The organism is Lactobacillus gallinarum DSM 10532 = JCM 2011 (assembly GCF_001434975.1).
Classification (GTDB): Bacteria; Bacillota; Bacilli; order Lactobacillales; family Lactobacillaceae; genus Lactobacillus; species Lactobacillus gallinarum.
The window spans coordinates 82,115-95,558 of sequence record NZ_AZEL01000047.1; the positions used below are offsets into that span (position 1 = coordinate 82,115).

A 13,444-nucleotide genomic window follows, 5' to 3' on the forward strand; every position below is an offset into this window, starting at 1 on the left:
CTCTTTTATTTTAGGATTCTGCCACTTGCCTAATCCTTTTTCTAAGATGTTCACGGCCGCATTCCAATCACGAATATGGTGCGTTCGACAGATTGGACAAGTCCATTCCCGATCCTTAAGGGTTAATTTCTTATAACCGTTTTGCCCCATAATACTGCCACATTGATGGCATCTTTGGGTGGTGTACTTAGGATCAATTGTTAGAAATTCTTTGCCATATAGATCTGCCTTATAAGCCAGCATGTTCAGGAAACTACGCCAGCCAACATCAGAAATGGCTTGAGACAAGGCATGATTCTTTAACAGATTTCTGCTTCTTAGTTCCTCGGCAACTACTAAATCGTGGTTTTTGATTAGTGCAGTTGAGAGTACTTGCAAGAAGTCATTACGCTGTCTTCTGATCTTGTCGTGCAGTTTAGCTACTACCAAGCGCTGTTTTTGATAGTTTTTTGCTAGCCGCAAATTGCGTCCTCCTTTTTTAGCCCGGCGCTGCCTGCGAGACAAGACACGTTGGGTATGGGCAAGCTTCTTTTTTGCTTTACAGTAAAAACGTGGATTGACAACCATTGATCCATTTGACTCCGTTAAGAAATTATCAAGGTTAAGGTCAATGCCAATTTGACTCTGCGTCTTAGGCAATTCCTTGACAAAAGCAGTATCGCTGCCTAACTGCATAGACAGGTAGAATTGGTCATCAGCGGTCTTTTTTATCGTCACTGTTCCAATACGAGTTGGAATATGATTAACCAGACGCTCTTTGATTAGCTTTCTAAAGCCGGCAATGCGGACAATTCCCAGCTTAGGCAATTTAATATGCTTAGCATCAATAAACCTAGCCGTCCCGTTATCAAGAAAAGCTTCTTTTTGCTTAGGGTATTGACAGTTGGTTTGGTATGACCAGTCGCTGCGTTTTTTGTGAAAAGTCGGAATTCCATGCCCAATCTTGCGATAGTTGTTCCAAGCCTTCTGGTAGTTCTGAATCGCATTGGCAAGAGCGAGGCTATCAATTTCTTTAACGCGTAAAAAGCTATAAGCATCACGAATATTCTTAGGCTTAGCCAATAATTCATTATTGATGACTACTGTTTCTGCCAGTTGGACTTCATAGCTATTAAGAGCAGAAAAGGCAAAAGATATTGTTTGATATTGTCTAACAGCTAAGTAGTGCTTAGCATGATAATTGCTTCGATTGCGTCCTACATAAGAGTTGTAGACAAAGCGTTGCGCATCATAGTTTAGCTTGATGATTTTCTTTTGCTTAGAACTAGGATAAAAGCGTAGTTTGATACCAAAATGATAGGCTAAACTGCTCATTCTCTTCATGATTTCGCCTCCTCATAGATTAGATATTTATATTTTACAGGATAAGCGAACATATGTCTCTATTTTTTTAATAAAAAAGCTGACTGCTAGGTCAGCTTGGCCCTATCCATCCCCGCATTAAAATACGGGGATTTTCGGGCGCTTTTCGTTAAAAACTTTGGCTCATTTTTGGATCTCAGATTGTTAGTAATAGTGTAAGATATCTGGCCGGCAGGTTGATTACAACAATTCAAATCAAATTATTAAATAAAGTAGGAGAAAATTATGAACTTTGAATTAGCAGAACAATCAATCCAATATACATTTGGCAATAAGAGATACACTAACGGACTTAAGAGTCGCATGATCAAGAACGTGAAGAAGGGCGCTGCAGCTGATGATCTCAAAAAAGTGGGTCAAGCAATTGCGGGCTTACAAGAAGACAGTCTTGACGATGTCATCTTAGTGCAAAAGCAACGCGTTATCGAAGCTGCTGAATAATAAGACGGGAACTGGACCACTATATAAGGAAATAAGGAGAAAATAAATGGCTACAACTACTAAAACTTTGAAATTAACTTTTTTAAATGGTGAAAAGAAGAAGAACAGTATTACGTTGGGGGATGCACTAGATAACCTTACTGAAGAACAAGTTCGTCAAGCGATGAACACTATTGCATCAGCTAACGTCTTTGAGAAAGACGGTGTTGCATATTACGAAACTCCACAATCTGCTTCATATGTTGAACGTACTGTTAGTGACATCTTTAATGATGGCGCAAATTCTGAATTAGCATCTGCTGATAAGCAAGACTAATCTGTCTTTGCTGTTAGAAATCATTCAAATAATTAGACAATTACATAGAAAATAAGATAACTACACACAAAAATGTTTTAAAGAAATCGTATAGAAATATTACTTTTTTCAGATGATTTTGTTATATGTTTGTAAAATTTAAAAAATGAATAAAAAATTAAAGGCGGACGGAAGTCCGCCTTTTCTTGTTATGACTACGATTGAATTAATTGAAAAGTTGAGGGAGGCGAAAATGCGCGGCGGGGTAAGAAAGTGGCAAATATTACAAAAAGGAATTTTCGATTAATTTAACTTGCTATTTTTTGCCCAGGTTAGTACAATATGAGTCGTGGTAAGTAATAGGACGTGCTTCAGGCATGACGCCTGTACGCATGCTGATCCTTCAGCAAGACTACTACCTCGCGAGAGTTATAAACTCGTGGATCCTGCTTCGAAGGGTTTTGTACATTATAGGCTCCTATCACATGCTGAACCTATGGCCTATTACATTTTTATATTTCAAGGAGGAAAAGACCACATGAAGAAAAATTTAAGAATCGTTAGCGCTGCTGCTGCTGCTTTGCTTGCTGTTGCTCCAGTTGCTGCTTCTGCTGTTTCTGTTAACGCTGCAGACTCATCAGCTGTAACCACTGCTACTAACACTGCAGCTACTAACAACAATGTATCACTTAACTTAAATGGTGCAGGTGATACTGCTAATAATGCTGCTAATACTGTTAACGTATCATCAAACTTTAGTTTAAACGCACCAGTTAAGGATACTAATAATAACGTTACTGCTAATGCTACTCTTGGTGGTGAATTAACTGCTACTCTTAATGGTACTACTGTATCAGCAAGTTTAGCTGATGCTGCACAAGACGTAACTGTATCTGAGGGTAAGACTAACTTCTACAGCTACAACAAGGATACTAAGAAGGTTGAAAACAAGTTAAACGATGTTGTAGCAGGTAATGACTACACGCTTACCCTTACTAACATGGGCTTTAGCTTTGGTTCATCAATGAAGAACAAGACCATTACTGTTAAGGTTGCTAAGGGTGCTACCCTTAATGGTAAAACTGGTGACGTTCAAGTAACTTTAGATCAATACGGTAATGCTACTGGTTTGACTTACACTCAAACTCTTCACGCATACAACCAAAGTGTTACCAACGCAGTTTACTTCATTAATGTTAACAGTGGTACCACTGAAACCAAGGGTACTTGGATGACTCTTGCAAATGATGGCAAATTAAATGTAAGTTCAGTTCTTGACTCACTTACTAAGCAATACGAGGCTGTTCAATACAGCAAGAATGCTTTCAACAAGATTAACATTAGTACTACTCCTGCAGATGTAACTGCCGAACTTAAGAAGGCCGGTGTTGATGTTGATGCTAGTGGTAACTTCACTGCACCTGACACTTTCACTGTAACTTTAAATGCTAAGTCAGACGTTAACGGTAAGACTGCTTCATTACCTGTAGTTGTAACTGTTCCAAACGGCAAGGTAACTACTGTTCCAAGTCAACCTAAGACTATTATGCACAACGCATACTTCTACGACAAGAACGCTAAGCGTGTTGGTACTGACAAGTTGACTCGTTACAACTCAGTAACTGTTTCACCTAAGACTACTACCATCAACGGCAAGGCTTACTACGAAGTAGTTGAAAACGGCAAGCTTTCAGGCAAGTTCATCAACGCTGACAACATCGATGGTACTAAGCGTACTTTGAAGCACAACGCTTACGTTTACGCATCATCAAAGAAGCGTGCTAACAAGGTTGTTCTTAAGAAGGGTGAAACTGTAACTACTTACGGTGGTTCATACACATTCAAGAACGGCAAGAAGTACTACAAGATCGGTAACGACACTAAGAAGACTTACGTTAAGGTTGCAAACTTTGACTAATATTCTTGGTCAACAAGATAGCTAGTACACGCTAACTAAATAAAGGGAAAACGAGGCATTTGCCTCGTTTTTTCTTTTGCACTAAAAAAGCCGACACGCTTCATGCATGCCAGCTTCTAGGAACTATTTTACTTAATTACAATTTTTACTTAATAATTTTCTTCTACTAGCTTCTTAATCTCATCGCTAGATAAATCGTTACTGTAATCTTGCAATACTTTTTCAAAAATCACTTCAGAAGAAAGATCAACTTGCTTTAATGCCTGAATTAACGTAATTGCATCTCCTATAGCTTTCTTTTTAGTAGCCTTTTCTGCTGCCTTCATCGCAACCTGATTCATTTCATAAGCCAACTTATCCATGTCATCGACCCACTTTCCACTATTAACATAATGATCGATATCCTTTTGCAAGTCGGCAATATAGCCTTGAGCATGGTTAATTACGCCATTCATATAATCCAAGAAATCCAACATCTTTTGGTTAAGATCGCGGTTCTTGCCCTTAGAGTTGAAAACTTTGATATGCATGCCTGCGTTAAATTCTATAGTCTTGGTCTTGCGATCAAAGAAATCGAATTCATACATGCTTTCACCCTGATCGAATGGATCATACGTACAGAAAAACACAACGTAAGTAGATTTAAGCTTAGTGTAAGGTTGGCCCGATTTCAAAGTGAAGTTGATCAACCCCGCAGCGTAATACTGCATGCGTTCTGCTTATTAGTCGTCTGCATTTCGATGTCATAGATACGACCTTCGTCATCTTGTGCCCAGACATCTAAGCGAAAGTTTTTGCTCTCAAGACCAATGTTGCCGTCATATTGAGTGATTACATTAATCTTCTGCAAATTCAACTCAGGATAAGCACGGCGGAGCAGCTCTAGGCAATTTTTCTTCTTGCTCATCACATGGCCAAATACCAGATCTTGCGTAATGCCAGGATATCGAGTTATTCTTTTTCTCGTATTTTACCTCATAATAGCTCGTACATCAGTAAAATAGTCCCCACTATTTAATACGCAAAAAAGTGGCATTTTTTTGTGAGAAAATATATTTATTTAACCAGCATCTTGCGAAGCTTAACCAACAAATCATGCTTGAGGCGAGTGAGGGTTCTGCGTGAGGTGCCGTATTCCGCGGCTAATTGTGTGATCTTCTTGTCAGAGAGTAGGTGCTCGTAGAAAATAATCTGCTCCATCTCGGTCAACTTGTTAACTTCTTGCTTCAAGACAACTAAGTTGTTCCAATCGGCTTTTTCGCCAAGATCGTAGGCCTCATCCATGTCAGTGTTGCGTTCACACACGCGTTGTTTACGCTTCAATCGATTCAGCGTCTGCCAGAGAACCTTCTTGAAGCTTAACTTATCAATTTCCGTGCGAGCCTTTTCGGTAGCTAATTCTTCGAGCATTTCGGCGTAAATGATCAGATCTTCTTGAAATAGATCCTCATACAAGTGGTAATCAGGGCGGACATGTGCAGCCTTGAGTGCTCCACCAACTAACTTACGATTTTCCCATGCTTTTCTAAAACCGTAAGGAACTCCTTTTTCTAATGTTTTAGGAAATTAAATTAAGGAATAATTCATCCTTACACAAACTATTTTACGGTCTCACATGTTTATATTAATATGCATAAATATAAGGTTTATGTTATTTATTAGTTATGAATTATAGAAAACGTATAAAAAGCCCATGATTATTGAGATCATGAGCTTTTTAGTGCAAAAGAAAAAACGAGGCAATGCCTCGTTTTCTCGCTTAGTCAATGTTGGCTAATTTTTATTCAAAGTTAGCAACCTTAACGTAAGTCTTCTTAGTGTCGTTACCGATCTTGTAGTACTTCTTGCCGTTCTTGAAGGTGTAAGCACCACCGTAAGTAGTTACTTCAGTACCCTTCTTAAGAACAACCTTGTTAGCACGCTTCTTTGAAGTCTTGTAAACGTATGCGTTGTGCTTCAAAGTACGCTTAGTACCGTCGATGTTGTCAGCGTTGATGTACTTGCCAGTTGCCTTGCCGTTTTCGATTACTTCGTAGTATTCGATACCGTTTGAGAACTTAGTAGTGTTCATAGCAACAGTTACAGTGTTGTAACGAGTTACCTTGTCAGTACCAACACGCTTAGCGTCCTTGTCGTAGAAGTATGCGTTGTGCATAATAGTCTTGCTTTGACTTGGAACAGTTGCTGGAGTAGGGTTTACACCGTTTGGTACGTTAACAGTTACAGGTAAAGTTGCAGTAGCGTCGTTCTTAGGTGAAGTTGCAGTCAAGTTGAAAGTGAATGACTTAGGTGCAACAAAACAACCGTAAGCGTCAACATCAATGTTCATAGCCTTAAGAGCTGATTTAATGTTAGCTGTAGTGTCGAAAGCAAGCTTGTTACCATATTGCATTGCAACGTAGCCGTTACCCTTGTTTTCTAATGGGCTAACAGCTTGAGCAACGTTCATCTTACCTGCGTTTGAGCCAGCGTATAATTGAATGCTTGCTGAAGTTACAGGTGCACCAGTAGTAACATTGAACCAACTAACAATTTCAGGGTTAGCGAAGTTCTTGGCAGTTATAGGGAAGATTACGTATGATAAAGTTACAACACCATCTTTGTTAAGTTGTACTTCTTGTGAACGTCCATCTTTACCATTGTAGCCAAAGTGTGATCCGTTATCTGGGAAAGTCAAAGTAACTTTCTTGTTAGCATTTTGTGAACCAAAGTTTAAAGAAACGTTGTTCATACCAACTTTATATTCTGTACCAGCATCAGCTGAAGTTACGTCTTGTAAGTCGGTAACTTTATTTGCATCTGAAACAGTACCCTTGTAGAGACTTACTTCAGTAGACTTAGGATCTAAGTTAGCAGTAGCAGTAGTACCGTCAATAGTAGCAGTAAATGATACTGAAATTGAAGCCTTAACGCTGTTACCTACAGCAGTATTTAATGAAACGTTTGGCTTAACATTTACAGCAGCATTTGAAGTTGGTAATTTTACACCACCAAGTTGAGTAGCAGTAGTAACGGCAGCAGCGTTAACAGTGATTACAGCAGAAGCAGCAACAGGAGCAACAGCTAATAAAGCAGCAGCAGCAGCGCTAACAATTCTTAAATTTTTCTTCATGTGGTCTTTTCCTCCTTGAAATAAAAAAATGTAATAGGCCATAGGTTCAGCATGGAAAGGAGCCTATAATGTACAAAACTCTTCAAAGCAAGATCCATGAGTCTATAACTCTCATGAGGTAGTAGTCATTGCTGAAGAATCAGCATGCGTACAGGCGTCATGCCTGAAGCACGTATATTGTGTACGTGATCCTTAAATTTGATTTTAGTGGAGTGATTTTTCGTCTTATATGCTAGGGGTGGATTGGGTGGGTTTATTCCGCCGCGTGTAATCCGGGTCTGAAGATAGAGGATGTTAAGCGTAAGGGATGCAAAAGAAAAAGCCCATGATTTTGAGTAATCATGAGCTTATTTTGAGGCAAAGGCGTTTAAGTGAATGTAGCGGACTGAATCGGAATTATCAAATTTCTCTTTGAATAGGTCGCTTAGCGAGTGTCTACATTCTTTATATTTTTCGAAAGTATAGTGTCGATTTTTATCTTTATTAAAATTTTTTTGTCTATTAGCAACAGGACAGACTAAATGATATGGATCTATCAAAATTACTATTAAGTTTTGTGTATTATCATTTAAATTATCTGGGTTAATTGCATAAATAGAAAAAACTCTAAATTTTCCTTTACCATTAGGATCGAAAAAATCCGTTCCTTTATTGACCGTAGATTCAAAAATACTGTCATTAAAATAATCAATTATTTCTTTAGAGATATCGTGGCTTAGAATTTCTTTTATTCTTTTGCTATTTTGTCGATGTAAAATATCGATTGCTGTAATTTCGTTGGCAATTTGCTGAGGATTTTTACTTAAAGAAAGAATATTTTTGTAGGTAGAAGTATTTTTAATCCCTAGACGGTCAACAAAGTTGGAGAATTCATTCTTTTCGTCTTTAAATGAATTTAAAAATTGGTCAAAAAATAGAATTTTTACATCAGCATTGTGAGCATTCAGCTGACCAGCAGTATGCTGATTAAATAATTTAACCCCAGTCGTTAGGCTGGGGTTATTATGGTTGGTTACTAATTTGGGACGAAATTTAGGCATTTGTGGTTGCGGCATATTCCTTGTAATCTTCAATAATCTCTTCTTCATTCATGGGACAATGTGATTGACCGGCCTTATAAGCCTTTTTCCAAGCACTATCTTGGTGTGATCTAGCTACTAATCCAAAATCATTAATAGGATCAATTTGTGCAATCATATCATCAATAAATGACCAAACATCTTTTTCCATCGAATTAGAGTAACGCTTTTTCTCTAAACTTGGCGTGATTGAGTTATTTTTATCTTCTCCATAAACTTTGTTTAGGACGGGGCCGTATTGCCAAGCTTCAAAGTTCGCCTTAAATAATCTTTTTGGGTATTTGATAGTTTCTGAAAATTCACTATTTTCATTAGAATAATCAATGCTTCCGTATGTTGCAGCATAGAAGGCCCATAAGAAATACAATGATTTTTGAATTTTCAATGGAGTAGGGTTAGTAAGTTTTGCTTCAAGATATGATACCAAGTCTTCGACTTTATCAAAAAAGTATGCATCTCTACTCATAATAGTCTCCTTCATATTAAATCTCGTACCTACAAATATTATAATGAAATCTGTTAAAAGTACCTAATGAATTAAATATCACCATACACTTTCTTAAGATTGTACAGCTCCCACCAAACACAATAAAAACAGTGTAATAGAAATATTACTTTTTCCGTACAAATGGTATGAATGGCTTGTTTCTTGCTTATTTGCTAGATGCAATAAAGGTTGTTATACAAGGAGGAAATTTCATGAAGAAGAGACTTTTGACCAGCATAGCTGCCGCAGTTGTGTTGACTTCCACAATTGCCCCAGCATCTAATATTTCTGCAATTAATGATCTTCGTAGCCAAAAGGTTTCTGCTGCTACTGATGCGCAAACAGCATTTTTAAATAAGGCCGCTAAGCAAGCTGTCAAAGCTGCTAAGAAATATGGTACTTATCCATCAGTAATGATTGCACAAGCTATCGTAGAATCTGGTTGGGGACAATCAGGTCTTGCAGTTAATGCAAATAATCTTTTTGGTATGAAGGCTGACAATAGTTGGGGTGGCGCTACTTATTCTGCCAAGACTCGTGAAGAGGGCAAGAATGGTAAGAGCTACTACATTAATGCCAAGTTTAAAAAATATAATTCTTTTGAAGAATCATTTGAAGATAATGGTAGCAAGTTGCGTAATGGTGTTACTTGGCAACCACTTCGCTACAAGGGTGCTTGGCTTGAGAATGCTAACACTTATGCCGAAGCAACCAAGGCTTTAACTGGTACTTATGCTACCGACAGCAAGTATGATATTGCACTTAATTCTAGAATCACTAGTCATAATTTGAACCAATATGACCCAGTGATTTCTAAGGCTACCAAGCACTACACTGTTGATAAGTCAGGTTCAGTTTATAACTGGCCAACTAACCATTCAGTAGCTAAGGCTGTTGGTTCTGTTAAGAGCGGCGAAAAGGTTACTGTAACTAAGACCATTACCTACAATGATGGTTCAACTAGAATGTACATTGAAGGTAAAGGCTGGATCAACGGTACTTCTTTAACCAAGGGTAAGACAACTACTAGCGCACCAAGTACTCAGGCTCCAAAGGGTGCAACCAAGGTTGAAAAGAACTTGATGCACAATGCCTATGTCTACGATGCCAAAGGCAAGAAGATCAAGGGCAAGATGTACAAGGTCAACGATGAAGAAGGCACCAAGTTAATCGCTACTTACGGTACTAAGACTATTAAGAAGAAGACTTACTACCGTGTAGGCGAAAATGAATACATTGCAGCCGGTAACATTGATGGTACTCTTAGATTCTTGAAGCATAATGCCTATGTTTATAACCAATATGGCAACCGCGACAACACTTTAAAGCGTAAGAAGAATGAACAAGTTGCTACATACGGAAGTGCTGTTAAGATCAATGGCAAGAAGTATTACAGAATCGGTATCCGTCAATACATTAAGAAATCAAACTTCATGTAATAAGAACGGGGGCCTGATTTGAAATTAAAGAAAGTTTTAGCAACTTTAATTGCAGTATTGGGGCTGATTACGGCGATTAATATCCAAAGTCAAACAGTTCATGCTGAATCAATCAACTCGCTCGCCAAAAAATATAAATATAGCGGTGTGACTTATTTATACAAGATGCTGAAGCTCGAAGGGATTAAGTATAATAAGTTCCCTGGTGTCGAATATGAAAATGGCAAGCCAGAAGGAATCGTAGTTCACGAAACTGACGATCCTGGCGCGACTGCCCACGATGAAGCAATTTACTTTAACCGTGAGTGGATGAATATTAATGCTTACGTTCATGCTTTTGTTGATAGCAAGCAAGTTATTCAGATGAGATCACCAGATATGGGTACCTGGGGTGCAGGTCCTAAGGCTAACAACCGTTTTATCCAGATTGAGCTTTGTGAAGAAAATACTAGGGATGCATTTGCTAAGTCAGTGAATAATGATGCTATTTATATCGCAAAACTGCTTCACCGTTATGATCTTAAGCCAGACAATGCCTGCGATGATGGTGAAGGGACGATCTGGTCTCACCATGCTGTCAGCACATTCTTAGGTGGTACCGATCACGTTGACCCAGATGGCTACTTTGCTAAGTGGGGCTACGACATGGATCAGTTCTATTCTTTAATCAAGTATTACTACAACTTGCAAAAGAAGAATGAAAATACCCATACTAAGGATCCAAACAAGACGAAGGAAGAAGTACCTGCAGTTCAAGGTGCGGTAACTCTTGGTCACGATGCTTATGTTTACACCGAAAAGGGCAAGAGAACCAAGATCTTGAAGAAGACTGGCAGTCCTGTCGTTGTGATGGGTTACAAGATGATCAATAATAAGAAGTACTACAAGATTGGCGAGGATCAATATGTTGTTGCTTCTAACATTGATGCCACTGTCCGCACAGTAAAGAACGAGACCTACTTGCACACTAGAAGTGGTCGCGTTGAAAAGCAGAACAAAGTCAAGGAAGGCAGCCGCGTATTAACTTACGGCAGCAAGATCACAATTAAAGGTCAAAAGTATTATGCACTTAACGCTACACAATATATCTTAGCTAAAGATATTGAATAGAAGTGTAGTTGATTTAACGCTAGATGATTATTTGTTAGAATATCATCTAGCGTTTTAATTTTGAAAATGAAATAATTAACTCGTGTTGAAAGAGAGGGAGTTTATGGCACAACTATCACTATTTTTAGTAGTTTTGTTAGCGCTAGTCATTCCAATATTTATGGCACGCTTTCAGATTAGTAACGTACCAACCGCGGTTGCCGAGATTATCGTCGGCATTATCATGGGATCCAGCGGTTTTAACTTGATTACATCCACGCATGATCTAACCTTGTTATCTAATCTAGGTGTGATCTTGTTGATGTTTTTATCAGGGATGGAAATTGATTTTGATTTATTGCAAAGAAAAAATAATCCTAAAGGGAAGTCGCAAGCAGGGAAGACGGTCGATCCGCTGAAGACGGCGATTACTGCCTTTATTGGGATCGTGATCATGGCCTTTGTTTTAGCCTATGTCTTACGACTTACCGGATTATTCAGTGAAGTCATGTTGGCCGCAATTATCTTGATGACTGTGGCCCTTGGCGTGGTTATCGCTACTTTGAAGGAAAAGGATATTTTAGGTCGACCAATCGGACAGACGATTTTGTTAACAGCCGTACTCGGCGAAGTTATTCCACTGCTTTTGTTAACAATTTATGCATCTATCAATGGTGGTAATGCGGAACAATTGTGGTTGATTATCTTATTATTTGTTGCTGCAATTTTCTTGTTGCGTCGATTTAAGCAGCCATATTTGTGGTTTGCTAAGATTACTAAGTCAACCACTCAACTTGATATTCGGTTAGCCTTTTTCCTGATTTTTGCATTGGTAACCGTAGCAGAAAGAGTTGGTGCTGAAAACATTTTAGGTGCCTTTTTAGCCGGAATGGTAATGAAGTTGCTTGAGCCAAGTGAAGCTACTAAAGATAAGTTGACTTCAATTGGTTATGGCTTCTTTATCCCAATTTTCTTCATTATGACTGGTGTGGGACTTAACTTGCGTTCACTTTTTGCACATCCGTCTTCATTGATGTTATTGCCAGTGTTAGTTATTTTCTTATTTATTGCAAAAGTACCAGTTCTTTTAACTTATGTGCGCTATTTTCAGAAGAAAAATGCTTTTGCTGGTGGGTTCTTGACGGCAACAACTATTACGATTGTTTTGCCAACTTTACAAGTTGCACGGAAATTGCACGCAATCACATCAACGCAGTCTGATGCCTTCATTTTGGCTGCGGTAATCGTCTGCATTTTGAGTCCAATTGTCTTTAACTCTAACTTTGTTTTGTTACCAGAAGACAAGATTAAGGAAAAGGTGGCAATTGTTGGCGCGAATGCCGTTACTGTGCCTGTTGCTCATGATTTGCATGCTAATTGGTATTCAGTCAAGATGTTCACTGACAAAAAGAATCAATATAAAACTTACGACAGTCGAGTAGAGAATTTAACCTTTTTGCCAAATCTAGACGAAGAAACGCTTGAAAAAGATGGCGTATTTGATGGTGATATCGTGGTAGCGGCTAATCGCGCGGACGAAGATAATATTAAGATTGCCCGGATGGCAAAAGAGAAGGGCGTAAATCGTGTGATTGCCCGACTTAGCGAAGTTGATAGCAAGACTTTGACCGAGTTTAATGAGAAGGGAATCGAAGTCTTTAACTCTACCAATGTGCATGCTGCATTGATGAGGGCAATGATCGAGTCACCAACTGTCTACAGAATTATGACTGACACGAAGAACATTTTGTATTCTGTCAAAGTGAAGAATACGCATTATACAGGTCGTCAACTGATGGATTTAGAGTTTATTGATCAGATTACGGTAAGTAGAATTAAGCGTGGGGATGAATGGTTAATTCCACGTGGTGCGACTGTGATTGAGCAGGGAGATATTTTGGTCTTCTCTGGTGAATTTAAGGTGGCAGATCGTGTCCGTGATTTGTTGAGTAAGGAATAGTAGAAAAGAAGTGTCTGAGAAAAATCTCGGACACTTTTTTAGTAATCATCGGGAATAAAAAAGCCCTGCTATTATGCAGAGCCACCGCGCGTTTGCAAGTTATCGTCTTGTTGCGCATGCATCCATGATCATTGGACGCGATAATCTTCTTATATACATAAGAACATGTTAAAGTAAAAATGCATGTCATTCATGCACATTCTAGGGGCTGGCCTAATCAACTTGCTACATGAACTTCATTTAGTTCTTCGCGAGCTAAATA

The 13,444-nt window shown here is 38.6% G+C and carries 13 protein-coding genes; 6 read left to right on the forward strand and 7 right to left on the reverse strand.

Annotated elements, in window-relative coordinates; all coding sequences use genetic code 11:
• The coding region (locus FC37_RS06200) for an RNA-guided endonuclease InsQ/TnpB family protein (protein ID WP_056945560.1) at positions 1 to 1,323 on the reverse strand (1,323 nt) is incomplete at its 3' end.
• Between the two features lie 264 nt (positions 1,324 to 1,587).
• On the opposite strand from FC37_RS06200, the gene FC37_RS06205 reads away from it, so the two are divergent.
• The 3 genes from FC37_RS06205 (at position 1,588) to FC37_RS06215 (ending at position 4,016) form a co-directional block, all read left to right on the forward strand.
• Entirely contained in the window at positions 1,588 to 1,803 is a 216-nt protein-coding gene (locus tag FC37_RS06205; RefSeq protein ID WP_025005687.1) for a DUF1659 domain-containing protein, read from the forward strand.
• A gap of 46 nt (positions 1,804 to 1,849) precedes the next feature.
• Entirely contained in the window at positions 1,850 to 2,119 is a 270-nt protein-coding gene (locus FC37_RS06210) for a DUF2922 domain-containing protein (protein ID WP_025005688.1), read from the forward strand.
• A 517-nt stretch (positions 2,120 to 2,636) separates the two neighbouring features.
• Positions 2,637 to 4,016 (forward strand): SLAP domain-containing protein, encoded by a 1,380-nt coding sequence (locus FC37_RS06215; protein WP_056945549.1) that lies wholly within the window; start codon positions 2,637 to 2,639, stop codon positions 4,014 to 4,016.
• A 149-nt stretch (positions 4,017 to 4,165) separates the two neighbouring features.
• Here FC37_RS06215 and FC37_RS06220 read toward each other — a convergent pair whose 3' ends face one another.
• The 6 genes from FC37_RS06220 to FC37_RS06245 all read right to left on the reverse strand — a co-directional run bounded on the left by FC37_RS06220 (position 4,166) and on the right by FC37_RS06245 (position 8,673).
• Positions 4,166 to 4,726 carry a hypothetical protein gene (locus FC37_RS06220; protein ID WP_156400663.1) on the reverse strand — a complete coding sequence of 187 codons (561 nt, stop codon included), beginning with the start codon at positions 4,724 to 4,726 and terminating at the stop codon, positions 4,166 to 4,168.
• Positions 4,702 to 4,866 (reverse strand): hypothetical protein, encoded by a 165-nt coding sequence (locus tag FC37_RS06225; RefSeq protein WP_236697291.1) that lies wholly within the window; start codon positions 4,864 to 4,866, stop codon positions 4,702 to 4,704. The genes FC37_RS06220 and FC37_RS06225 overlap by 25 nt, the downstream gene beginning before the upstream one ends.
• A 206-nt stretch (positions 4,867 to 5,072) precedes the next feature.
• Entirely contained in the window at positions 5,073 to 5,471 is a 399-nt protein-coding gene (locus tag FC37_RS06230) for a sigma-70 family RNA polymerase sigma factor (protein ID WP_236697292.1), read from the reverse strand.
• Positions 5,472 to 5,796: 325 nt separating this feature from the next.
• Complete coding sequence (locus tag FC37_RS06235; RefSeq protein WP_025005690.1) at positions 5,797 to 7,128, reverse strand: SLAP domain-containing protein; 1,332 nt, start codon at positions 7,126 to 7,128, stop codon at positions 5,797 to 5,799.
• Between the two features lie 347 nt (positions 7,129 to 7,475).
• Positions 7,476 to 8,183, reverse strand: a complete 708-nt coding sequence (locus FC37_RS06240) for a hypothetical protein (RefSeq protein WP_025005691.1) — start codon at positions 8,181 to 8,183, stop codon at positions 7,476 to 7,478.
• Positions 8,161 to 8,673, reverse strand: a complete 513-nt coding sequence (locus FC37_RS06245) for a Panacea domain-containing protein (RefSeq protein ID WP_025005692.1) — start codon at positions 8,671 to 8,673, stop codon at positions 8,161 to 8,163. Before FC37_RS06245 ends, FC37_RS06240 begins: the two co-directional genes overlap by 23 nt.
• Before the next feature lie 233 nt (positions 8,674 to 8,906).
• Between FC37_RS06245 and FC37_RS06250 the strand changes: the two genes are divergently transcribed.
• The 3 genes from FC37_RS06250 to FC37_RS06260 all read left to right on the forward strand — a co-directional run bounded on the left by FC37_RS06250 (position 8,907) and on the right by FC37_RS06260 (position 13,182).
• The gene (locus FC37_RS06250) at positions 8,907 to 10,133 is read left to right on the forward strand and encodes an SLAP domain-containing protein (RefSeq protein WP_025005693.1); all 1,227 of its coding nucleotides are present in this window, start codon (positions 8,907 to 8,909) and stop codon (positions 10,131 to 10,133) included.
• An 18-nt stretch (positions 10,134 to 10,151) separates the two neighbouring features.
• A complete protein-coding gene (locus FC37_RS06255; RefSeq protein ID WP_025005694.1) occupies positions 10,152 to 11,243 on the forward strand; it encodes an SLAP domain-containing protein in 1,092 nt (363 codons plus the stop codon).
• A 103-nt stretch (positions 11,244 to 11,346) separates the two neighbouring features.
• Positions 11,347 to 13,182 (forward strand): monovalent cation:proton antiporter family protein, encoded by a 1,836-nt coding sequence (locus FC37_RS06260; RefSeq protein WP_025005695.1) that lies wholly within the window; start codon positions 11,347 to 11,349, stop codon positions 13,180 to 13,182.
• The last annotated feature ends 262 nt before the right edge of the window (positions 13,183 to 13,444 follow it).